General features: G+C 53.1%; 18 protein-coding genes. 9 read left to right on the plus strand and 9 right to left on the minus strand.

The window, feature by feature from the left end; translation table 11 throughout:
• Positions 1-95: 95 nt before the first annotated feature.
• The 4 genes from glmU (at position 96) to A7317_RS30480 (ending at position 5,569) form a co-directional block, all read left to right on the plus strand.
• The gene (glmU, locus tag A7317_RS29025) at positions 96-1,463 is read left to right on the plus strand and encodes a bifunctional UDP-N-acetylglucosamine diphosphorylase/glucosamine-1-phosphate N-acetyltransferase GlmU (protein WP_024078250.1); all 1,368 of its coding nucleotides are present in this window, start codon (positions 96-98) and stop codon (positions 1,461-1,463) included.
• A 228-nt stretch (positions 1,464-1,691) separates the two neighbouring features.
• On the plus strand, positions 1,692-2,459 hold the full coding sequence (locus tag A7317_RS29030) for a DeoR/GlpR family DNA-binding transcription regulator (protein WP_024078249.1): 768 nt from the start codon (positions 1,692-1,694) through the stop codon (positions 2,457-2,459).
• A gap of 10 nt (positions 2,460-2,469) precedes the next feature.
• Positions 2,470-4,302: a glutamine--fructose-6-phosphate transaminase (isomerizing) gene (gene glmS, locus A7317_RS29035; RefSeq protein WP_024078248.1), complete on the plus strand. Its 1,833-nt coding sequence runs from the start codon at positions 2,470-2,472 to the stop codon at positions 4,300-4,302.
• A 160-nt stretch (positions 4,303-4,462) separates the two neighbouring features.
• Entirely contained in the window at positions 4,463-5,569 is a 1,107-nt protein-coding gene (locus A7317_RS30480) for a TniQ family protein (protein ID WP_081329292.1), read from the plus strand.
• 153 nt (positions 5,570-5,722) lie between these two features.
• On the opposite strand, the gene A7317_RS31400 is transcribed toward A7317_RS30480, so the two are convergent.
• Both A7317_RS31400 and A7317_RS29040 read right to left on the minus strand, forming a co-directional pair.
• A complete protein-coding gene (locus tag A7317_RS31400) occupies positions 5,723-5,989 on the minus strand; it encodes an antitoxin Xre/MbcA/ParS toxin-binding domain-containing protein (RefSeq protein WP_081002946.1) in 267 nt (88 codons plus the stop codon).
• A 40-nt stretch (positions 5,990-6,029) separates the two neighbouring features.
• Positions 6,030-7,673, minus strand: coding sequence for a TnsD family Tn7-like transposition protein (locus A7317_RS29040; RefSeq protein WP_081329266.1), 1,644 nt, complete (start codon positions 7,671-7,673; stop codon positions 6,030-6,032).
• Between the two features lie 954 nt (positions 7,674-8,627).
• Here A7317_RS29040 and A7317_RS29050 point away from each other — a divergent pair.
• From A7317_RS29050 to A7317_RS30490, 3 genes are read left to right on the plus strand one after another with little or no spacing between them, the layout of a single operon-like run.
• Entirely contained in the window at positions 8,628-9,353 is a 726-nt protein-coding gene (locus A7317_RS29050; protein ID WP_228394610.1) for a transposase, read from the plus strand.
• Positions 9,350-11,383: a transposase gene (locus tag A7317_RS29055; RefSeq protein WP_069077301.1), complete on the plus strand. Its 2,034-nt coding sequence runs from the start codon at positions 9,350-9,352 to the stop codon at positions 11,381-11,383. Before A7317_RS29050 ends, A7317_RS29055 begins: the two co-directional genes overlap by 4 nt.
• Positions 11,376-12,728, plus strand: coding sequence for a transposase (locus tag A7317_RS30490; protein WP_081329267.1), 1,353 nt, complete (start codon positions 11,376-11,378; stop codon positions 12,726-12,728). The genes A7317_RS29055 and A7317_RS30490 overlap by 8 nt, the downstream gene beginning before the upstream one ends.
• 44 nt (positions 12,729-12,772) lie before the next feature.
• Here the strand turns inward: A7317_RS30490 and A7317_RS29065 are convergent, their stop codons facing one another.
• The 4 genes from A7317_RS29065 to A7317_RS29080 all read right to left on the minus strand — a co-directional run bounded on the left by A7317_RS29065 (position 12,773) and on the right by A7317_RS29080 (position 16,691).
• Complete coding sequence (locus tag A7317_RS29065) at positions 12,773-13,534, minus strand: SIR2 family NAD-dependent protein deacylase (protein WP_069077302.1); 762 nt, start codon at positions 13,532-13,534, stop codon at positions 12,773-12,775.
• A complete protein-coding gene (locus A7317_RS29070; protein WP_237141782.1) occupies positions 13,531-13,851 on the minus strand; it encodes a BPSL0761 family protein in 321 nt (106 codons plus the stop codon). The genes A7317_RS29065 and A7317_RS29070 overlap by 4 nt, the downstream gene beginning before the upstream one ends.
• Positions 13,852-13,975: 124 nt before the next feature.
• Positions 13,976-15,109, minus strand: a complete 1,134-nt coding sequence (locus A7317_RS29075; RefSeq protein ID WP_237141783.1) for a hypothetical protein — start codon at positions 15,107-15,109, stop codon at positions 13,976-13,978.
• Between the two features lie 685 nt (positions 15,110-15,794).
• Positions 15,795-16,691: a FitA-like ribbon-helix-helix domain-containing protein gene (locus A7317_RS29080; RefSeq protein ID WP_069077304.1), complete on the minus strand. Its 897-nt coding sequence runs from the start codon at positions 16,689-16,691 to the stop codon at positions 15,795-15,797.
• A gap of 1,286 nt (positions 16,692-17,977) precedes the next feature.
• Here A7317_RS29080 and A7317_RS29090 point away from each other — a divergent pair.
• Together A7317_RS29090 and A7317_RS29095 are read left to right on the plus strand one after the other, a co-directional pair.
• Positions 17,978-18,973 carry a hypothetical protein gene (locus tag A7317_RS29090; RefSeq protein ID WP_155766423.1) on the plus strand — a complete coding sequence of 332 codons (996 nt, stop codon included), beginning with the start codon at positions 17,978-17,980 and terminating at the stop codon, positions 18,971-18,973.
• 60 nt (positions 18,974-19,033) lie between these two features.
• A complete protein-coding gene (locus A7317_RS29095) occupies positions 19,034-20,053 on the plus strand; it encodes an SIR2 family protein (RefSeq protein WP_069077307.1) in 1,020 nt (339 codons plus the stop codon).
• Here the strand turns inward: A7317_RS29095 and A7317_RS29100 are convergent.
• From A7317_RS29100 to A7317_RS29110, 3 genes are read right to left on the minus strand one after another with little or no spacing between them, the layout of a single operon-like run.
• Complete coding sequence (locus tag A7317_RS29100; protein WP_147468000.1) at positions 20,050-21,033, minus strand: hypothetical protein; 984 nt, start codon at positions 21,031-21,033, stop codon at positions 20,050-20,052. The genes A7317_RS29095 and A7317_RS29100 overlap by 4 nt on opposite strands.
• Positions 20,978-22,987: a hypothetical protein gene (locus A7317_RS29105; protein WP_069077309.1), complete on the minus strand. Its 2,010-nt coding sequence runs from the start codon at positions 22,985-22,987 to the stop codon at positions 20,978-20,980. The genes A7317_RS29100 and A7317_RS29105 overlap by 56 nt, the downstream gene beginning before the upstream one ends.
• 5 nt (positions 22,988-22,992) lie before the next feature.
• Entirely contained in the window at positions 22,993-23,898 is a 906-nt protein-coding gene (locus tag A7317_RS29110; protein ID WP_069077310.1) for a hypothetical protein, read from the minus strand.
• Between the last annotated feature and the right edge of the window lie 351 nt (positions 23,899-24,249).

Genomic DNA, 24,249 nt, shown 5'->3' on the forward strand with positions numbered 1-24,249 from the left:
ATTGATTAAAAAGGGTAGCCTCGGCTACCCTTTTTCTTTTTTAGCAAAATACTTCTCTGGTCTGAAGCCGGACCGCCCAGGATTGGTAGCCATTCATGTCTCTTGAAATCGTCATTCTCGCCGCAGGCCAGGGCACCCGCATGCGTTCGGCATTGCCCAAGGTGCTGCACCCGGTCGCGGGTAACTCCATGCTCGGGCATGTTATCCACAGTGCCCGGCAGTTGGACCCACAACGTATCCACGTGGTGATCGGCCATGGTGCTGATGTGGTGCGTGAGCGCCTGGCCGCGGATGACCTGAATTTCGTTCTGCAAGACAAGCAACTGGGGACCGGTCACGCCACCGCCCAAGCCGTGCCGTTCATCACAGCCGACACCGTGCTGATCCTCTACGGCGATGTGCCGCTGATCGAAGTCGAAACCCTGCAACGCCTGCTCAAGCATGTAGTACCTGGCCAGATGGGCCTGCTCACCGTAGAACTGGATGACCCTACCGGCTACGGGCGCATCGTGCGTAACACTGACGGGAAGGTCGCGGCAATCGTCGAGCACAAGGACGCCAGCGAAGCCCAGCGCGCCATTACCGAAGGCAACACCGGTATTCTTGCGGTCCCTGCCAATAAGCTCGCGGATTGGATGAGCCGTTTGTCCAACAACAACGCCCAGGGCGAGTACTACCTCACTGACGTGATCGAAATGGCTGTCAGCGATGGCCTGCTGGTCGCCACCGAGCAGCCCCACGACCCTATGGAAGTGCAAGGCGCCAACGACCGCAAGCAGCTTGCAGAGCTCGAACGTCACTACCAACTGCGTGAAGGCCGCCGCCTGATGGCCCAGGGCGTGACCCTGCGCGACCCGGCGCGTTTTGATGTACGTGGTGAAGTCACCGTGGGCCGCGACGTGCTGATCGATATCAACGTCATCCTCGAAGGCCGCGTGATCATCGAAGACGACGTGGTGATCGGCCCGAACTGCGTGATCAAGGACAGCACCCTGCGCAAAGGCGTGGTGATCAAGGCCAATAGTCATATCGACGGTGCAGTGATGGGCGAGGGCAGTGATGCGGGTCCGTTTGCACGGTTGCGTCCGGGCAGCGTGTTGGGAGCCAAGGCCCATGTGGGTAACTTTGTCGAATTGAAAAATGCCCATCTGGGCGAAGGCGCCAAGGCCGGCCACTTAACGTACCTGGGCGATGCTGTGATCGGTGCGCGGACCAACATCGGCGCCGGCACCATCACCTGCAACTACGACGGTGCCAACAAGTATCAGACGACTATTGGTGAGGATGTGTTTATAGGCTCCAATAATTCGTTGGTTGCACCTGTAACCATCGGAGATGGCTCGAACACCGCTGCCGGTTCCACCATCAATCAGGATGTGGATAAGTCCCAACTGGCCGTAGCCCGCGCCCGCCAACGCAACATTGACGGATGGAAGCGTCCGGTCAAAATCAAAAAGACCTGAGTTATCCACAGCCTCATCAGCAGTGCTATCCAAATGTGGGAGGGGGCTTGCCCCCGATGGCGGATTTTCAGTCAATGTTTTAGTCGACTGATCTACCGCAATCGGGGGCAAGCCCCCTCCCACATTTGTCGTGTGTTGTTCGAAAAATCTGTTCCCGACGCTTGACGATATCTTGCCAATAGGTTTTGATTGCCTTCGTTATCTTTCGAAACGAAACTTATCATTACCATGTCGAAACGAAATACACCCCAACGACGCCACAACATCCTGACGTTGCTCAATGAACAGGGCGAAGTCAGCGTGGACGAACTGGCCAAGCGTTTCGAAACCTCGGAAGTGACCATCCGCAAGGACCTGGCCGCCCTCGAAAGCAACGGCCTGTTGCTGCGTCGCTACGGCGGCGCAATCACCATGCCCCAGGAACTGGTCGGTGATCCGGCCCAGCCCATCTCGGCCTACAAGCGCGCTATCGCCCGTGCCGCCGTGATGCGTCTGCGCGAACACGCCCGCATCATCATCGACAGCGGCAGCACCACTGCCGCCATGATCCCCGAACTGGGCCATCAGCCCGGCCTGGTGGTGATGACCAACTCCCTGCACGTGGCCAGCGCCTTGAGCGAACTGGAACACGAGCCGGTGCTGTTGATGACCGGCGGCACCTGGGACCCCCATTCGGACTCGTTCCAGGGGCAAGTCGCCGAGCAGGTGTTGCGGTCCTACGACTTTGATCAACTGTTCATCGGTGCCGACGGCATCGATCTGCAGCGCGGTACCACCACCTTTAACGAATTGCTGGGCCTGAGCCGCGTGATGGCCGAAGTCGCCCGGGAAGTGGTGGTGATGGTCGAATCCGACAAGATCGGCCGCAAGATTCCCAACCTGGAACTGCCCTGGAGCAGCGTCCATACCCTTATTACCGATGATCGCCTGCCGCTCGAGGCCCGCGACCAGATCCAAGCCCGCGGCATTACGCTGATATGCGCGGCAATCATCTAGGAGAAACACCATGTGTGGAATTGTAGGCGCAGTCGCTGAACGCAACGTCACCGCCATCTTGCTCGAAGGCCTCAAGCGCCTGGAATACCGTGGGTATGACAGCGCCGGTGTGGCTGTCTTCACCAACGCCGGCAAGCTCGAACGCATGCGTCGCCCAGGCAAGGTCAGCGAGCTGGAGCAGGCGTTGCTCGGTGAGCCGCTGGTCGGCCGCCTGGGCATTGCCCACACCCGTTGGGCTACCCACGGTGCGCCGTGCGAACGCAACGCCCACCCGCATTTCTCCGGTGACCTGGCGGTGGTGCATAACGGCATCATCGAAAACCACGAAGTGCTGCGCGAACAACTCAAGGGCCTGGGCTACGTGTTCACCTCGGACACCGATACCGAAGTCATTGCCCACCTGCTGAACCACAAGCTCAAGGACCTCGGTGACCTGACTGTCGCCCTCAAGGCCACCGTCAAGGAGCTGCACGGCGCCTACGGCCTGGCGGTGATCAGTGCCAGCCAGCCCGACCGCCTGGTCGCCGCCCGCAGCGGTAGCCCGCTGGTGATCGGCCTGGGCCTGGGCGAGAACTTCCTCGCCTCCGACCAACTGGCCCTGCGCCAGGTCACCGACCGTTTCATGTACCTGGAAGAAGGCGATATCGCCGATATCCGCCGTGAAAGCGTGCAGATCTGGGACGTCAACGGCCAATCCGTCGAGCGCGAAGCCGTGCAATACCGCGACGGTGCCGAAGCCGCCGACAAAGGCGAGTTCCGCCACTTCATGCTCAAGGAAATCCACGAGCAGCCCGCCGTGGTGCAACGCACCCTGGAAGGTCGCCTTGGCGACAAGCAAGTGCTGGTCAACGCCTTTGGCCCGCAGGCCGCCGAGCTGTTCGCCAAAGTACGCAATGTCCAGATCGTCGCCTGCGGCACCAGCTACCACGCCGGTATGGTTGCGCGTTACTGGTTGGAAGAACTGGCCGGCATCCCTTGCCAGGTCGAAGTCGCCAGCGAGTTCCGCTACCGCAAGGTGGTGGTGCAGCCCGACAGCCTGTTCGTGACCATCTCCCAGTCCGGTGAAACCGCCGATACCCTGGCTGCCCTGCGTAACGCCAAAGAACTGGGCTTCCTCGCCAGCCTGGCGATTTGCAACGTCAGCATCAGCTCCCTGGTGCGTGAGTCCGACCTGACCCTGCTGACCCAAGCCGGTCGCGAAATCGGCGTCGCCTCCACCAAGGCGTTCACCACCCAACTGGTGGGCCTGCTGCTGCTGACTCTGTCCCTGGGTCAGGTACGTGGCACATTGGCCGCCGGTGTCGAAGCCACCCTGGTAGAAGAACTGCGCCGCCTGCCGACGCGCCTGGGCGAAGCCCTGGCCATGGACAGCACGGTAGAAAAAGTTGCCGAGCTGTTTGCCGACAAGAATCACACCCTGTTCCTGGGTCGTGGCGCCCAGTACCCGGTAGCGATGGAAGGCTCCCTGAAGCTCAAGGAAATCTCCTATATCCACGCCGAAGCTTATCCGGCCGGCGAGTTGAAACACGGCCCATTGGCGCTGGTGGACGACGACATGCCGGTGGTCACCGTGGCGCCAAACAACGAACTGCTGGAGAAGCTCAAGTCCAACCTGCAGGAAGTCCGCGCCCGTGGCGGCCAGTTGATCGTCTTCGCCGACGAAAAAGCCGGCATGACCAACGGCGAAGGCACCCACGTCATCAACATGCCGCATATCCACGACACCCTGTCGCCGATCCTCTACACCATCCCGCTGCAGCTGCTGTCTTACTACGTCGCGGTGCTCAAGGGCACTGACGTCGACCAGCCGCGTAACCTGGCGAAGTCGGTGACGGTGGAGTAACCCGCTTTACCCTGGAGGCCCAACTGAAGCTACGAAATAAAGTCTGTCGGAAATAAATAAAGTCTGTCGCTGGCGCCTTCGATCCCCCGCGATTGAGGAGCCGGTGACGCTTTGTCCGGGCCACCGTGCTCGGGACGCACTTCAAGGTTTAGACGAGCAAATGATCTTAGCTATTCAGCCTGAGGAGACGGTGCGTTCCTTTGTGGCAAGAACTCTTTTTATTAAAGGGAAACATTCTTCCGAGGAGGTTTTTCGGAAGTTTCCCAAAAACTGCATCTTAAGCACGGATATTTTGTCGATCGCCGGAACGCAGGGATGGATTGGTTGCTACGGCTTTAACAAAATTCTTCATAAGCATACTGATTATCCGCTAAAAGAGATTTTTAAAAATATTCAAGATATTTCCTACTCTAGGGACGAATATATAGGTCGTCCGAATCTCTATAGTTCCGATAGTACCCAGGCCGGGTTTTGCCCAGTTTGTGTTGCCGAAGATGTTGAACGCTTAGGGTTCTCCTTTTGGCGACGTGCTCACTGTTGTGAGCTGAAAGTCTGTGCTGAGCACAATGTAGAGTTAGTCAAACGCTGCCCATACTGTGACAAGCCGTTCCGCCATGGTGGCCATGATCTGAATGTGATGTGGGCTACCTGTGAGGGACAGCAGTTTAAAGATAGCTCAGTGATGTTGAACGCAGACCAATTTGAGCTGAAGAAAGCTCAATTCTTTGCAGAGATCCTGTCAGCCACCCATCACCTCTCTGAGGAGGCAGTTCTTGCGGCCTTGGATGAGAAAGTCCATCAAAATGACAAACTAAAGCTTAAAATTTGGAATTCCAGATACAACCAGCCTCTAGGATATACAATTAAACGGCGGCTAGAGATTGTCCAAGAGGCTAGGTCTAGGAACAGGCTGCCACATGGAGAAACTACTGATTTTATTATTCAGGCTATATTGGGAGTCTATGAAAGATTTGCTGACTTTGTCATTGACGTGAAGTCGTATGGGGACGAAGTTCGCCCAGTGGAGACATTATGGTCTACTTATATAGCAGGACATCAAGAGTCAACACATTTCGTTGAAGAAAACTATGACCAAGGTGTTGGTGTCTGGTGTTGTCCGTTCCCTGCTAGGGACTTTTTACGGATGTGGGATTGGCGGCCAGTGTATTATCCCTGCTGTAGTTTTGAGCGACCAAAAAGAAAAGGTCCTCAACCTCGACCCGAGCTAGTCAAGAAAGCGCCGCCGGGTGTTTACAGACGGAAATAGGTTTCCGCTCTAAATGTACGCTACGAGGACTAACCTCCAATAAAGTGATTCCCATGAGTATCGATATCCCCGTCATACTATAGGATCAACAGCTCAATCCCTGGCGGTGAGCACCGCTTTTCCTCTCGCAGGCCGCTAGGGAGCCAGAACAGGTCACATATAGACTCCGTGTTCAATTCTGAGCAATACGTCTCGAACCTCGGGATAGCCGCTAGGTTTGGTCAGCATCTCGCAAGGGCTGCGTCGGTTGAGCGCAAGTACTGGTGAACCGAGCCACCTATCGGCGCTTTTACGATTTCCTAAGGTGTGACTTGCCTGCATCAAGACTTGTACCCGTCTGAACTCGTAGCCACGGTATGTTGAGCTCCAGCATGCTGGCGGGCGCGAAAGGGCCAATCCTAGGATCGAAATCTTACTCATGTCCTTACACCTCGTTCGTTTCTTCAGCTAGCGTGAGGGGCTACCGAAATCCGCTGGCCTTACCGCATTGCACGTGGTCGTGAAGGACCTTCGACTTGGAGCGATGCAGCACCGTGGACAAGAATGCTCTTGAGGCGGGGTATCGGTTCCGATTTTCCAAGCAAGACGAGAGCATGGGAACCCGGGCGTAAAGCTCGGTCGTAGTGACTGGACCGCGCTGCAGTCCAGTAATCGCCTCGTACGCCGTTCGTATCATGCTGAGCAGCCGAGAATCCCGGGCCTCCCAGTCAATGGGGTGTTTTTCCACTTTGGCCGGTTTGACGAAGGTTTGCTCTTTGGCCATCAACCATGCTTTGTCGTTTCTATAAAGCCAGGCATAGATAGAAGGAATGGTGTTTCTCAAAGCCTGGACCCCCAGTTCAGGATGCAAATTGTGTAGATATTGCCACTGCGCTCTGTGCTCCGCTAGTTCCCGGCTGTTCCTAGCTTCAATAGCCAGGGCATTGGTAACTGGATTGGCACGCAACAACCTATTGATCGTTGAGACCGAGATCTCAAGCTCTTTACAAAGCTTCTGTTTCGGAATGCCCTTGCCCAGTTTTGAGAGCAGAACCTCTTTAAGCTGGCCTTTTAATCGTTTGGGCCTTGGAGTGTTTTTGGTTGGAGCCGCAGCGTTTGAAAGCGAGACTTGCTCATCAGGTTTTCGCGATGGAGTGCTAGCGACTCGCTGGACTAATCTGGCGACTTCAGCGTCGTAGGCCTTCAGGAACGAGCGCAGGTCATCAAATAGCCAATCAATCAGTAGCAGATGCTTCAAAGGATGAATGCTTCTGCGGGGGGTACGGATAAGCTGGTTCATAAATGACTCAGTGCTTTTCTCATCTTCCGGCAATGATTCAAACAGATGAAAGCGGCGAAGCGGCTCTATGCGATCAAGCAGCGATGCAGATCTACCCCCTTGGAGCACAGCTTTTCGATAGGTCGCAGCGACGGTGCAGGACTCGAGGGACATTACTCTGCCGATGACCGCAAGATCGATGACATTGTTTGCCAAGTTCAGGAAAGCCGGGCGTAACCACAGCTTCTGTGAGGAGGCCTGTTGGATCAAGCAGTCCTTGGTTGGTAGCGACCATTCAAACCTACCTGACCACCGCCTACTTTTGGTGGATACCATGAGCCAAGCTTGGTGGCGTGGACAGATCAACACACCTGGATATTGGTGTGTGAGGTGCCAGTAAGCTATACCATGGGCGTCCACATCCTCGCGCATACAATACGGACATGCTTTCAACGGGTGTTCAGCGCCAAAACCACTTGATACCAAGCCAAGTCGATATTTAAGTGAATCAATTCGATCGCCTTTTATAGTTATTATTGCATCTTCAATTTTTATTTTATTTTGGAACGGTACAAACACTGAGAATATTGTGTGATGTAGGAGAATCGACTCCGCGTTTCCCCAATAATGAAATCCATTCTGTTCTAAAGCTGCTATGCCGCAAGGAATATCATGCTTTATAAATTTCTCAGATAGGCCCAGCACGGCAGTCGATGTAGTCGCAGGGTCCAGGTTACCCATTACAAGATGCTGTCGACTGCATAGGCTGAATAGTGTTTCGTCGGGTAGCCAGTCCAGCCGAGGGAATTGCCCTCTCACCCATTCCTGACCTGAAGTGACGCTCATGTGGCCTCCGAGCGGAAACAGAGGAAATGAGTTTAGCGGCCGGCTACTCGTGCTACGGATCAATTTCGCCTAAACAGGTAGACGATTATTCACGAATCGTAGGTCCCATAACTGGGGGGATTTACCAAATTTTTTTAATTGCCGGGTCATCTATGCATGCCGGTTTTTGGCGCTCCAAGCACCGAAAACACTGGGAAGTCAGTAAAAAAGCGCCGGCGGAGGCGCAACTTAGCTGTTTTATTCCAGTTGTCAACCGACATTTTTCGGCGGTACCATGCATCATTAATTGACGTTTACTAAAGGCAGTACTGAAACTGAAGATGCATTACAAACGACCGATGCAAATTCTGCCTAATTAACGTCGAGGTTGCTATCAAAGTGCAGCTATCTCAAACGAGATAGTTTGAGTGCCTATTACTGAAGCTTGAGGAAAAACAACATGGAATCTGGATAGAAAACCCAGGAGCCAGATAGACAAAGGCCCAAGTGTGACCTTGGGCCTTTGAGGATAAGTCAGCTTTCGACTCCTGACGAATCCATTGTCTATCCCCTCGCGTAGGGCGTCAAGCCCTGCACGGCTCCGCTCGTCTCCAGAAAAGTATACCGCGCGTGGTGTAGCTATCGCCGTGCCCGCGCTATTGGATGGCTTATTCAACCGATGTAGGTGGACTGTTATGCGTCACCTGCTAAGGATTGAATGGATGGTAGATAACATAAGTGGATCTAAAAAAATCGTTACTCCGCATAATAGGCCGACAAGGCCGTTTCAAATGGGGAGACAATTACTTATCCGGAATTTATGCGGTCCCTGGTGAAGCACCCAAGGGCTCTCGTATATGCCGCCTTAATAGCAGGAAGCTTGGACGAGCGCTGCATCTTCTTTCTACCCCTGAAAGAATCTTCGCACAACTGGCTCTTTATAATCCCGACGTGTTCGAGTTGCATGAGCAGAAAATGCTCAGCCCCATTCCACAAGTTCATCCACTTCAAGGAAACCCCTTAGCTGCTGGGCTGAAACTTCTGCCAGTGAAGGGAACATCATTGGTTGCAGAGGAAATCGGTCTCAAACACGCTACAGCTGTCGTGACCTACGATGATGGTGAGCGCCAGAGGGTTCCCCACCCCTATTTGGGCGATCTGCTTCTCTATATCCAGCCGCAAGGCTCGGACCCCTATGCCGTGAACTGGACAGTAAAGTTGAATGCGATGGATTTTGATGAGGTCGCTCGGGGAAGTTTGAAGAGCTTGGCGAAACAGAAAGAAAACCGCGAGAAAGCTCGCTTACGGCACGCCTTGGAAGAGATTTACTACCACAGTGCAGGAATCAGGACTGTGAGGGTTTCCAGGGATCTGCTGGATCCAGTCCTAGTGGCCAACTTGGATCTTCTGTATGGCTACCATGATCGCGAGATCAGCCTCGAATCAAATCTTCTCGAGGATTTCTCACACGACATCGAAGACTGTGTCACTCAAGGGAGACCAGTAGCGTCCGTTGCGTTGATGTACGGACAGCGGTGGGGGCGGCGTGATCTGTTTCTGACGAAGATCTACAAAGACATATGGGAGCGCAAACTACCGGTCAGTTTGTTTGACCCGATCCTTATCGATCATCCATTGATGACGGATGCGCCGGATGTTCTGCAGGTCTATAGCTCACTTTTTGCCGGGCTATCCGAATGATCACTGGTTCTAAGCTGAGAGCACCTGAAGGATTCAAAGGGCTGACGAAGGATGTCGAATACTATTTCCTTGCAGGTGACGGCAGGGTAAACAGGGCACGCCTTGTATTTTTTGATGAAGAGGGCACGACTGCAAGTTTGCTAACGTTTTCCCGGCCTGAATTTGATCTGGCTCTGACCAATGGTGATCTTGTGGAATGCGGTAGCGACGCCACACCTCCTTGGTTAATGGCCATCCGTGGCATTTCAGTGGATCAATTGGAAAAAGATCGGGTAAGGGCAACGAAAAGCTACGATGAAATGGTTAACAAGCGTTACCTCGCCATAGCGGAGTTGGTAGGCCATGCTGAAGAGATCCTCTCTAACGACAATCCCGAATCGATCATCAACGCTCATGCTGCCAATCAGTCACCTTCTCAGAATGCAGCCCGGTTGAGGTTTTGGTTTTTTAGCTATCTGGTATTCGGCCGCTCGAAGTGGGCGCTTATGCCCAAGTTCGACCGCTGCGGCAGAGGCAAAAGGGAACAGACCGCAGACGGGCAAATGTTGGGAAGGCCGCCAAAGTCAGGACGCAAATCCCGATCTCCTGCTACGGCCCAAATGCAGGCTTCTATCCTGGACGGGTTCATCAAATACAACGATAAAACTAAATCTGACGCTGAAATCTTTGGTGCCGTGCTGGTGGGTGAATTCGGTTGTATTCCTTTTACAACATCGACAGGAAATAAGAAGTTCTATCACCCCGAAGGTAAGCCTTTCCCCACAAAAGGACAGTACGATTACTACCTTGGTCAGGCGATAAGCACCAAGGCATATAGGAAGGCACGTAGAGGTACCAGTGGGGCTCGAGCTAAGTCCGGGTTTGTTGGAAGCTTTTCCCATGACTTGGTCAATGTAAACCAACTTGTTGAATTTGACGGCTATAACCCCAAAGGCAAGATATCTGGCTTGCTCGAAGGATCCGCTATGGATTCGGCCTGTATAGTTCGAGGGGTGTGTGGCCAGTCTGGTGCCGTAGTCGCCTTGGGTTTCTCCGAAAACAAAGAAACTATGGAAGCCTACCGCATGGCCCTGTTCTCGATGGCCATTTGCAAGGTCAAATTTGCGTCGTTGTTTGGTCTGACGATCAGAAAAGAAGACTGGCCGACTTACGGTCTGCCGCAAAACATCGTCTTTGACCGTGGGCCAGGCTCTACCATGGGCGTACCGATTCGTTCAGAAGCAGTGGCCCGTGGCGAAATGATGAGTTGGTTATCCAGACTTGAACTGACTCCTACTCACTCGGGTCAGTCGAAAGCAACGGTTGAATCGTCGCATCCTAGGACCAAATCTGACAATGATCAGCCAACACACTTTCATAGCTCTCTCAACTTTGTAGAGATATGCAAGCGGCATATTCTGCAAGCTATTTACGATAACCATGTTTCAGATGCTGAAGGGAGAATGACACCTGAGATGTTGGAAGTGGGCTTCAGCCCCACCCCGCATAACATTTACAAGTTCTATAGTGATCTTGGTTACGATTCCGGCACGGAGGTAAGTTTTGACTACGCCGTGAGAGAATTCCTGACACTTCATCCGGCGCACATCAAAAGGAGTGGGGTATATTTTTATGGTCGTAAGTACAATTCATCGAAGCTAATTGACACCGAGGTTTTTGACCGCATTGCGCTCAATGGCAAGATACCGGTCAAAGCTTATGTGATGACCATGTGTGTCAGACATATCTGGATCGAATTAGAAGGCGTTTTGTACGAGTTGGACTTTGTAAAGCCGGCGAGCGTACATCCCAGCAGTGTCGACATTTCGCTGTCGGATCTTCAAGTGCTCAATGAGAATCGGCTGCGCGGCAATGCGGAGCGTCGTGAGGAGAAGCCCGCAATCCTTCAGGATCGCAATGCCCAATTTTTTCACGCCACAGGCAAAGCCTGGGACAGTGGCACCCGCAAGCCTGGGCGTCCTGCGAAGGGCGGAGCGGCTGAGCGTGATGCCGCTGACCAGAAGCGGTTGATGGGGAAAGGCAATGACTAACATCTTTTCTGCACGCTTTGACGGGCTGGACACGCTGGCTGATATCCGGCGTTTGATTACAGTGCAACCTGATCCGGTAGCCGGGCTTGAGGAGTTGAGCCCTGCATTGGCCGCTGAGCGTTTGTCAGAGGTACTGAAGACGATTTTCCTTCCCAACCAGTTTTCTTTGGACTTCATCAAAGATAGCGTTGATCGTGCGCGCAGCTTTTCGGCTGAGAGTTTCTCCACGGACCGGCAATATCAGCGGCGGCTGTATCACCCCCCTGAGAACGAGGCGTTTCCTATCTGCCTCACCGGCCTTGCAGGGGTTGGGAAGAGCCAAACTATCAGTGCGCTGATGAAGGTGATGCCTGGACCTGCACCGTATGCATCCGCTCATTACCACGAACCTCATATATTAATCTCGTACTGGTACGCCAGCGCCAGGGGTAAGGCTGGCGGCAGGCAGCTGTTGGGAGACTTCCTTGGCGGCGACGCAACAGGGGTGAGAGCGAACACGTCCAAGCTTCTGACCGAATGCCGGCGTAGGGTCAATCGTGATGGTGTATCACTGATGGTGCTCGAAGAAATGCAGCATCAGAGTACTGGGCAAGGCGTAGCCCGGGTGACGGACATATTGCTCACCATGGCCGGGCTTGGGGTTCCTATGATCTATGTGGCCAACTACAGCCTGGGCCACAAATTGCTGACAAGGAACAGTGAGGACAAGCAACGGCTTCTCTCTGAACCCCGTGTCATGCTACCGGACCATCCTGACTCGAAGGCCTGGAAGGATTACGTTCTAGAATGCATACGGGTAAGCGGGCGGCGCGTATCTGCAGATCCGAGTGCCCTGATACATGAGCTGTATCGCTGGACGTTCGGTATAAAGCGCTTGGCGGTACAACTGATCAAGGTGGCGTATCTTGAAGCCCGTGCAGCCCGTCGCCATACGATTACTTTGGAGGACGTCAATAAAGCATACCTTTCAGCCGCTTACTCCAGTAGTAGGGACGACGTCGAGGAGCTAATTCGCCTCAGCGTTCATAAGAACAAAACCAGGGTCAGGCCTGACCTTCGTTGCCCGTTCCCGGTGCCGATGCCATCAAACGTCTTGAGCTTTGCCAAGGACGATCGTGCTTCACGGGTGAGCGAGAAGGTTTTTGTTTCATCCCTTACAGCCGAGGAGCGCAAGAGTTTCGAGCAGCTCCATCCACCGGGTTCACCGTCCAATCTCCCTTCGAAGCCCAAGCGGGAGAAGAAACCAGCATTGCCCGCGCAAACTCGGGAAGGCTTAGAAGATGCGTACAGCCGACTGCTATCAGAGTCCAAAGGGTCACCTAAGCCCAGAGGGCCTGCAAAGTAAGCTCTACGAAAGCAGTCGCGTGTCCTTCCAAGACATTGTCAGTCCTATGAAGAGGGTGTGGCCTGCAACAGCGCAGGCAACACATTCTCGGCCGAGCCCATGAGCATCAGCTCGTTTGGAGCTCCTAGGCAAACGTCTGCAATGTTGACGTGGATGACCGTCGCGCCAGATGTCGACGCGATTTCAGGAATATCCGCCGCAGGCCTGACGATTCCCGAAGTCCCGACGGAGATCAGAACGTCGCAATTTTTGACGTCAGCCAATGCTGCTTTCCAAGATCCTGAAGGCAGATCCTCTCCAAACCACACAACTCCGGGTCGGAGTTTCCCATTGCACCGGGTACACCGTGGAGGCTCTACCCATTGTCCTTCTGCAGAGACCTGGAATTGATCAGTTGTGAGTTCCGCCGGACGCTTGCAGGCAAAGCAGATCGGATTGATCAAGCTGCCGTGCAAATGCACGACGTTCTGAGATCCCGCGCGCTCGTGCAGGTCATCGATATTCTGAGTGATAACCGAAACCTTTATGCCGGTGCTCGCCAGTCGGCTAATCGAAAGATGAGCGGCGTTTGGTTGGGCTTGGCCAGCTTGGGAACGCCGCCACAGGTACCACCCCCAGACCAGTTGAGGGTTCTCTCGAAAAGCCCGTGCTGTTTCCAACTTTTCAGGGGCGTGTTTCTCCCAAAAGCCTGTGAGCTTGTCGCGAAATGTTGGAATTCCACTTGCAGCAGAGACGCCGGCGCCGGTGAAAAACACGACTTTTCGAGCAGCGGCCAGGGCTCCGATAGCTCTATCCCAATCGTTCATCTGGGGACTTTCGCGTCTGTGGCGTAAGTGATCGGGGAGTGATAGCTGCTTTCGGTGGAAGAGCTGAAAACCGGACCCATTGGGGACACGTCAGGATCTGAAGCTTCTTCTATCCTACCCGCCAGCAGCATCTGAAACGGATTTGGATAGTGACGCAGGAGAAATTTGGCTTCACGGCGTATCCGTTCGGGCAAAGATATATCTTGGGATAGTTCGAGCAGAAATTCCCCCGATTGAATGACTGCACGGGTGCGTTCATTCGGCATGGTCATATTGAGCCCCTCAAAGTCATCGTGCAGGAGTACCTTGGTACTCATTCTCGGTAATCTTCAGTTTAGCTCTGTTGAGCTGGCCTAAGGGCTAGGCACGCCGATCTGCATCTTCTATGGCTCCAGGTGCTCCTAACCTCGGGTGCTGTGCATACCGTAACCTCCTATCTTTTTATATGTCCTTTTTCAACAACAAGACACATAAAAAAAGGGTTGCCTTGATAATGTGGTTCACGCTGTGAACTTCCCTGAATAGAAGCAGTGATTTTCTAATGAAACTCATGAGTTGGATTTCATAGTACTTTTCCCGGCTCATGCCTTCCTTGCTCGGATAATACGTGATGCATTGACTTGACTCCTTATAGTTATATTTGTAGTGGGCGATGGCATTCCTAAGTTTGTTATCGATGGCATTAAGATCTATCGCATAAAATGAGCTGTCTATGAAATCGATTTTGTTGCCTAGGTCGACGTTAGCAAAAGCATCAAGGCTTTCTAGGCCTGGCCTAATACCCTTTTTCGTTTGCTTTAAAGACGATTCGAACTGGTTAAAGTCGCCACGTTTCAATAGGTTGTTGATACCGGCAATCAGTGTTATTTGACGTGAGAATACTTCAGCAAGGTCTTTGTAAAAATTATTGCAACTATCAAAGTCTGCAGTCGACATCATGGCTGGGATGTCACCCAGCTGTTCTGTATCAGCGTAGTCATAGAAGAAAGCAGGCCGAAAAGCTAAGTCCATAGAAACTAATTTTGGATATAGAGATAGACAGTCGTTGTGTAAGTTTTTAAGGAAGCCATTGCTCAGTATACTGTCGATGAACTCAATAGTTTTTTCGCGATGATTGTCGAGTAGCCAATAATAAATTTTAGGAGCCACATCGCTAATCTCAGCATTATGCTCATGTATCGTAAATGGCGAGGACATGACTGAAGTCGCAGAATACAGTGCTGCTAATACGTCTTGTTTCTTTCTCGATATTAAGCTGACCCCTGGAATTCTTGCGCAAACCTTTTCGAAACTATCAAGATCTCCTCTTTTGTACTGGGTAATAAGGCTGAACAGATCTCGTTGTACCGGATAGAGGTAATTCAGCATATGCAGTCGCTGATTAAGATGTGCGTACGCTCCCATACCTAGCTCTTGGGTCACACGAAGAAATGTAGTCATCCCCTGCTTGTATTCCCCTACGTAGACAGGAAAATCTAGGTGGAGGTCGACAAAAGGCTTATCACCCTTGAATGGGGCCTCAAAATCCTCGACTTTTTCAGCCCCCTGCAGTTCGGCGTCAACTTGCCCGAACACAAATGAAATCCTTTCCTCGCAGTTGGGGCAGGCGAACTGGAAGGGTTGAATGTCACGATTTGACATCCCAATCCGACAGTCGATTTCAGTCCCGCATGTGATACACCTAAAACATTCACAAAGATTCATCTTGGCTCCCTATTATTCCCAAGATATGCCTCGTTTCTAACTGGCACATTCAGCCAGTGGTTATCTGCAACGTTCTTGATCTAGCTAATGAGTCATTGTGACTGGACATAGGTATTGCTGGAAATACGTTAGTGCCCTTAATTGATTCCAGCCAGCTTTTGGTTTGCGCCAAGCCATTGGCCTGCTGAGCCTCACAAGGATGGTTGGGGCCTAGCCGTATGGGCTAGCTCACCGAATGTGCTACATGTGAGAAGTCTTCCCAAAGACCTGATCGATTCGGATCCCCGGATCGGGACGGTAGTGGCGCTGAAGGTGAGTTGTTTACAAAGAGAATGACCTTATGGTCTTTACAAGAGAAGGGACCGGTGGGCGCTGGGCACGCGCGCTCGCTAGGGTAAAAGATCATGCAGGGGGCCGCCGCAAGAGGCGAATCTGGCAGCGCCCCGATGCGGGGCGCCATCCGCTGCGGAGTTAACTTATAAAAACTGTGCTAAAAGGAGTGGTTTCGCTCAATCTAGTTTAAAGGCCATACCAGTGCCCAGCAGCTGAGCCTTGCTTATGAAAGTAGCTGCTCACTTTGCTTTGGGCTCATGTAGGAGTGCTGCTGCGTCCAGTCAATGCTGGAAGGCGATCTACCAGCACACAGCGGATATAGCCAAGACGCTCGACTGCAATGCTTAAAATCAAGGTAGTAGTTAGGGTGGTGGTCCCACATCGTAGAGTCATTAGTCGGCGCTGTGCAGTTGTACTCGCTGAATTGCAAGTTTCTATTCTCATTGAGAAACTTGACGAAACTTGCCAGGCAGCCATGACCACCACCACCCATATGACCATTTAGATAAAAGCGACCGCTATATCCCGATGCAATGTTTAGTTTGTCGTCCTTGCATCTGAACATCAGCAAGGTACCGTCATGCGGGCCTGAATTGCCTTCGGCATCCTCAACGGTGCAGAGCCGGACCAGCTTGATACTGATACCGCTACCGCTGATAGCTGGCTCGAAAAACTCGTGATAGTTCCCGCCAATTTCTGGATATGAAAACATGGAGCTAGAGCCACTGATTAGCCACTCCAGGCTGCAACTGTAGCGATCAGCAATACGTTTGGCCAGATCAAAGGGCAGCGCTTCACGACCGTCGATGCAGTTCATCAGCGTTGCCGGCGACGGTTCCCCCAAGGCCAGCGACAGGTGAGGTAAATCGCTGCGCTCGTGCCAAGGAAAAACGTTGTCTTCGCGCAAGCGCGCAAATAGCTTTTGCAAGCGCTGGCCTGTAGAGCGCTGCCAGGATTCACATAAGGACGTCGCCTCAGGCTTGGGCGCATTGAGAGACTCGAGGTAGCGCGCCAGGCCAAACCGTGTTTCCCCCTCTAGGGAGCGTTCATGTCTGGCAGCTGACTGGAGCAGCAACTGGTGCAAGTTATCAGGAAAGTCGCGAACGCTTAATCTGGCCATGGATGATACTCGCTGTCATTTTGAGGGCATTTTGCTGTCATGTCGGCATAATAGCGTCAAAATGACAGCAAGCGCTATCTATTGCGGTATATCTGAATAATCACATTGCTAAGGCTGGATACGGGCGGGCATCAAGTTGGCACGTTAGAGGCACGTTGGGGTTACGGCGCTGCTCACGACGGGGATCGTTATGAATTGCACCTTTGTGAAAGGTGCTTCTTCCAGACAGTCGCATACCTAAAACAGGAGAGGCGAACTCAACATATGTTTAGCGCAGATGCCTCCGAGCTGCCCGATGATCTCAGTCTCGTGGCGAAGGATGACTACTTCGCTGACTCTGGCCGTTGAGGTGGGAAATGAAAGGGCGTCGAAAGATCAAAACGGATAAGTGGTTTATTCGGGAGTAGATCATCAAGGAAGTCCGAGAAAAACTGTTTTCTAAAGTGGGTGTAAACCGGACTTGTTAGAAAGCATTTGTGCTTCAGATCGACTGGCGAAGTCTACACAGTGCCAGGAACCGATCAGCACTAAGTCGCTCCTTATAGCGCTCAGCGGTGAGCGTCCGCGAGGTGCTTGATCCGCCGCTAGAAGAAAGCAGTGTCGGCAACTCTCAAATAGAGTCAAGTCAGTTACTTCCGACCACCTCCGTGCGAGGCTCGGATAATGGGTCCCATGGCTTCGATCATTAACGCCAAGGTCTGCGCCCCCTCTTCTGTTCCATCCCAAGCACAACCCAGCGCTTTGCGAATCGCAGGGTGCTGAGCCAAGTCTGTTACATCGTGAACTATGCCAATATTGGCATAACTTAATGCTTTCTCGATTGCGGGAGTGAGGCTCTTGATGTGCCCAGTCAAAAACTTCGAAATGGTATATTGGGGCACACCACAACGCCTTGAGTACTCATTATCTGAGATCCCTAGGTCTGTGATATAACGTCGAAGCTGCCCACGAGCAGCGAGCACTTCTACTGATGATGTTGTTGCGATTCTTGGCATAGATCAGTACGATATCAAGTGTGAGCTAGGGCAACAAGCTCTCAATCACTAGGAGGTGGAAGAGGGATGCGAACGATTGACTCTGTGAGACGCTACCGGGCAGCGCTGGATGCGCGCACCCGTTTGGGTCAAATCCTGACTCCGCAACCCATGGCTGATGCCGTGCTGCGACTGCTTGGTGCCCAAGGCGGTGATTGGTTGGAGCTTGGATCTGGCTCAGGCCGCTTGGCTCAGGCCGTTCATAGTGCAGCGCAGCCGGCAAGTTATACCGGGGTGGAACTTGAACAGGCCATGATCGATGCCAGCCCGCAGCTGAGTGGCGTGCGCTATCTAAAGCGCGATGTACTGTCGGTCTCCGGCCTAGGAAAAGCGCTTGGGAACGCCCAATTCGACCATGTGATCGGCAACCCGCCATACGGTATTCACGATCTACCCGCCCGAGCACGCAAGCGCTTAATGTCCTTCTGCCCCGACCTCGACATTCAACACGCCTGGGCCCCCATCGATCTCTACTTCGTCATGGAGTCATTGACCAGACTCAAAGCTGCAGGCTCTGCGGCCTTCATTGTGGGCGCTGATATCCCCTGCGCCATCCAGAGCCAGCCATTCCGCAAGCAACTCATCGAATCGGCAAGTTCAGTGGAATGCTACGAGCTCCCCAGATTCGCTTTCGGCTGGCAGGTCGAGGTTCAGGCCTATGTTCTGGTGATTCGATTCGGACACAAACGACTTCGCCATGTCACACTGGGGAAGCTCGACGATGAGTTTGCGTTGATCGCACAACGCAGAATCGGCGTCGCGCAGGCCATCGAAAGCATGGACTCTAGCCACCATGCATTTGAGGAAATGGATTCTACCCTGAGGCGCGCTCGCGGCTCTGTCACCATGAGAGACCTCAACGTGTCCATCGTCAGGGGAAGTCGAACTCGCACCCAATTTGCGCAACTTGGTGTGCAGCACTTTCACACGTCGGACTTCCCCAAGTCTGGCCTGGAAATCGCTTTCGAAAGCGCTACATTGCCCGGCTACCAGCACGCCACGGCCGGAGATATTCTGCTGCCGCGGGTGGGAACTCGCTGCATCGAACGCAAAGCCGTGGTAGTCAGTGGGGAGAGCCCATATTCGGACTCAGTATTCAGAGTACGAGCGCCGGCCGAGCACCTGGAGCGAGTCGTGCGCTGGATTACCAGCGCTGAATGCTCGGATTGGCGCCGCGGAGCGGCACGGGGGGCTTGCGCCAAGCATTTGACCGTCGCGAAACTTCTCGACATGCCCGTACCTGTTTGAAACCAAGAACACGGATCGATTTGGCGCCAAGGGCTGCAACATTACGAAGAGCGAAAAATCATGCACAGCTTGTTGCTAGGGAATGGCGTCAACCGGGCTGCGTTGCAGAAAGACTGGACACAGATCCTGCGCGAGCTGGCCACACAGTTCGAGGTAGCAGAGTTGATCGATTATCTGGACGATAAGCCTTTGTCCATGTTCATCGAAGAATTGTGCGCTCGATCACCTGGCGTTTTCCGAGAAACCGAACACGCTGTGAAAGTGGCATTCGCCAAACTGCTTGAGCAGATCAGCCCTATTGAGGCGCACCGGCGAATATGTGAGCAATTCAAAGTCATCCTCACTACCAACTACGATTTCACCATTGAGGAAGCGTTCACAGGCCCACTCCATGCTCCTGCCTTTCTGTCCCCCGAATCTCGATACAGTCTATTCCGTCGCTATAAAGCAGGCGAAAGGGAGGTCTGGCATATTCATGGCGACTCAGACAGACCCAGCTCAATGGTCTTGGGATACGACCAGTATGCCGGCAGCCTTCAGAAAATCCGTAATTACGTCACTGAAGGCGTAGAGATCAAGAAGCTCGGTTACCGCCTCTCCTCTCCGGTCAAGAATGGCGATCTCGATTTCACGTCGAATAAAAGTGTCTATTCTTGGGTCGATCATTTCCTCAGAGATCACCTACATATCGTCGGATTGGGCATGGATTTCACCGAAATTGACCTTTGGTGGCTGCTCCTCCATAAGCGTAGACGCCTCAACCAGACAGGCAAAGTTTTTTACTACCAAGCGGGACTTGCTCCCAGCAAAAATACAGCCGCCACGTCACTGATGAAGTCCCTCAACGTGGAAATCGTTCACGTCGTGGCGGATAGTTGGACCGAGTGCTATCTACACATCGCCGACGAGATCGGACGCAGGGTTAACGCTCACCCTGAACTACTAACCCGACATGATCGCTCGACAGGGGGATTTAGCTCCCCGCTACCCCGCAGCCCAAGGCCAAAACAAAAACAGGGAAGTTTCAAATTCCCTGTCACTCCAGAGGATCTGAGGCGCTTCAAAAGCCTCCGCCCTTAGGCCATCTCTACCTCATACCAATGCATGCAATGCACACCCCTGGTACGACCCGGCTTTCGCTTGGGGTGATCGAAAAGAACACGAGCCTTGCGTTGGTCGGCGCAATACAACGCCGCTCCGATCGCCATCGGCTTAGTACCGAACGGGCAGATGGCCAAGCGGTTGCATTCGCTTCTCGAGGTGAGTGCCGAAGTGGCCGTCATGAGCAAATCATAAGCAGCTTTCGGGTTATTCGCCCCGCAGTACTTAACGTTCGCTTTGGACGTTTCCAGCAGTCGACTGTTGGCCATGAACGCCTCAAGGTCCCAGGTCGCCTGGAAAGGAGGGATTCCAAATACGATGGTAACCTTTCGAAAATGCTGACCATCATCTTCATTGAGCTTCTGGGTGAGTCTCCCACCTTCAAAGCCCAAGAACGCGACAAGATGCACCGTATCACTCGGGGTGAGCAATGGGATGAATGGTGGAATCGGCTGCCTTGAAAAGCCACTGCTAAGATCAAAGGCCGCACCGTGAACCGCTGGTTCTTCAAGGTTGCGGCGTACATATTCCTTTGGCTCGACATACAAGAATCCGACCCTCGGCTGCTTGTTCGAAAAGGTATACGCATAAAGCAGGAGCGCGATTTCCGAAAAATCTAAAGAGGTAGCGTCTACTACGATTGAGACCGCCCTGTGATCCCGACAAAAGTCCTCAAATCCGGCGTCAGTGACACGGTACTGCTTTCCGCCAACATGCAGAACTAAAGCCTCAGGGTCATATCGCACTTGTACACTCCGGCGCGCCAACAGCCTTGAGCGCGCGACTGAATAATCGGTACGGTCATCCAGACCCTCCACCCCAGTGAAGGCAATTTCCATCTTGGCCAAAGCATCGAGGCCTGGCTCATCAATCAGGTCTTGTCTGATAAATCGCACGATAACCTCAGAACAGGGATCCAGTGATCTGAGCAGTGATGTCGTCGTCTTGCGAGTCGACAAGCTGCTTCACCAACGTTTCAAAGTTTGAGTCCGACTGAGACAATATGATGTCGAGCTCCGCTGCAGTGAGCGTGATCTTGCGCCGCTTTCGGTAACTGATTCTGAAGTGCGGTGCGTAAATGGCATTCAGAACCAACTCGAATTGCGCTGTGTCCACTTCAGCTTTGTTTTTGGTGTCTTTAGTCTCCCTAAGTACCGACCAGATTTTTGCCTCTCGCAAAATAGTCTGAGCATCCGCAGAAAGACCCGACGTGTCAGCCTCGTTGATCGAGAAGTGATTGATCTCTGGCTCGCTTTGGCTACGGCGCCTGTTATATGCCTCGAAAAGCCCACCGAGACGTCGCGCGAACTCGAGCAGCCGATAGCCCTGCGGGCCTAGCTGCATAATGTCTCCGAACATGGCATCCGAGACTTGCTTGACCGCGGTCGCCTGGGTGTCGTAGTCGACACGTAGTGGCTCCCCTATGTCATTTGCCGATTTGCGCTGATACCCCAAAAGCAAAGTGTTGTGACATAGCTCTTGGAAAAACCGCAGGTTCGGCGCTGTTATCTTGCAGAACCGCGAGAAACCGGAGTAGAGGATGTTGGGCCGTCTAGGCAGGCCAGCGTAGAGATGAAAAAGGCAGCCGTATAGGTTGTTGTCTACCCACCCCCCCTGCTTGTGGAATGGATCTGTCTTGGAGCGGCCGTTGACCAGCAGTTTCTGGAACAAGCCCAGGGCGTCTTTCCCGGATTGAGTTTTACGATTGAGGATCGCACCAAGCACGACTGTGGCTTCCGGAACATTCTCATTGATCAGATCGTCAACCTCAACGGTGCGATCCAATCCTTGAAACTCCAATCCTTTCTTGATCATCTTCCCGACCCGCTGACGAAGCGACTGGTCTTGAAGCGCCATGCGGGCAATTTCAGGTGCACTCAGTTCGGGGAGGATCTGCTTCACACAGTTGACCACGTCCTGCCGGTACTCTTCAGTAAGCCGGTAGGTCAGATGCTTCGGATCGTGAAGCAGCTCGGGCCTGAAAGCTGGACAGGAAATCACGCCATCTGCTTGGTAGATTCGGAATAGAAATAGCTCCGCAGCCAAGACATCAAAGTCGCTATCGCGGGCCAGATACGATTCAAGATCGATCGTTCGAATATCATGGATTTCGGCGATCCGCTCCACGCCACTGGTTTTAAGGTCTGTCACCGCGTCCCGCTTATGAGCTATGTGCACCGCAATCCGCTGGCTTGGGTGCTTGATTGCATCGCAGACTATTTCACGGTGACGAGGCAACAGGTTCTCGAACTCATCCACGAACACGCGAAATGCTATCGACTCCAGGCGTGGCGAATACTTCGCCAGATCCTTCGCCAAGGCGGTAAGGATGACGGAGAAATGGACAAACTGCGGCACCTGGCAGTGATCAGGGTTACGCACCCAAAGATCGAACTCTGCCATGCTCTGCTCAATCCTCTGGTGCAATGCAGCAATGCTGGGCTCGGGCAATCCAAGTTGACTAACCAACGTCGCTCCCAGGCGTGCACTTCCAACGCTCAGTGGACCATTGGCCAGGTTCTTGGCCGCATCGATAGTTTTGATGGCCTCGCAGATCTCAGCAACCAAGCTCAGCGTAAGGTAGTGGGAGAACGCATGACCATCTTTCTGGCCCTGCAACCATTCAGACGTCATCAGGGAACAGAAGCCGGTGTCGGGACGGAAATACAATCCAAGGTTCGAAAAAACCTCATCGCTGATGTTCTCCCTGTGACCGCTGAAAGTAGATCCGTGACAGAGGAACTTCAAAAACATCGTCTTGCCGCAACCTCGACCGCCCAGGATCCGTACTGACTTCTTGTCTTGGAAAATGCTGATGTGCTGGAAGAACGGTGGAACGATGAATTCCTGAAAGACGTCAGGCGGCAGGTTGTCAGCTCGGTTCTTCAGAAACGCATCTGCTAGTGCTGGCATTGAAGTCATCTCTTAAACAAAGGGGTCCAGTTATCCGATCCCGCCCAAAGCAGGGACAGCGAATTGTTGGGCGTGGAATGCTCAAATCCGAGTACAAGCTCCAAGCCGTGCCTCGTGGTTGGCGGGATGCCTTTGTCTTTGGCCAACTGATCGTAAAACGCACGTGCGTCCGCAACGGTGTTGGTGTCATCAATCGCCCACAGGCCCGGGGTCTTTACTGACTCACTGAAGAACTGATGACGCGCCTCCAGTACTTCTATGGGCAATACAGTCAGCCAAGGGCTTTTCTCGAACGCTTTTACGCCCGCCCGGAAAGCTACGAATGGGCAATACACCATGTGCACGCCTTCAAGCTCCTCCAGCTTGTTATCGCGTACAAAGTCCTTGAACTGCTTGCCCGTTCCCAGCATGTCGTCAACAAACACGAGGCACTTGACCTGCTCGGGCAGCGGATGCAGCTTGTCCGGCCGACAGGTGAGGATCTTGTTGATACCTGCGTGGCGTTTGTAGTGGCGGATGATGACCGCACCACTTTTCCCTGTATCGGATGCCTTTTGGCCATCGACACCCACAAAACGCAACGGGTAGGACGAGTCCGGCTTACCTAGTGCCTCAAGGAAAGCCTCGATACTCGAGTGCGAATAGAGTTCGTGTTGGCGGAGATATGCAGGGAGTACGCAATGCAGCAACTGGTCGATCGAGCTTTCGATCATGCTCTGTGAGCGGAAAATCAGCCGCTCCAAAACGCGGGAAGCGAAATATAGTTCTTCATCGCTTTGGAAGTTGTCGAGCCAGCGGTCGAGGGTTGATTCCTCAGTGCCGGTGATCACTCCTCGCTGCAGCATGCCTTTAAAACGACGCTCGACTTCGCTGTAAAGGGAGTAATACCTTTCGGGGACGTGGAAGGGCATGGAGCATCCTTTGCTAATGTGGCTTTGGACTCGATAGAGAAACCAACCTCTCCGGAGCACCCTTGGCAGCGTCAATGCTAGCCTTTTGCTAAGATTGCTTCCTCTTGGGAGCCGACGCAAGCATCTTTCGTCTACCACTGCTCTGTCTCGCTGAACTAAAGGCCGACACACCCCGAACTCCAATAAATCGATAGTGGGCTTGGTCACAGTGATTTTTGCTAGTGAGTGTTTGGTCCTCGCAAACTCAACGTTAGCCGATAACTACGACAACCATGCTCTTACATCTGTAGGGTGTCCTCGACTGGTTCAGTTACACCACTTCCCGGGACACGATCGAGGCAGTAGCATTGG

Origin of the sequence: Pseudomonas fluorescens, assembly GCF_001708445.1 — a bacterium.
Lineage (GTDB): Bacteria > Pseudomonadota > Gammaproteobacteria > Pseudomonadales > Pseudomonadaceae > Aquipseudomonas > Aquipseudomonas gorinensis.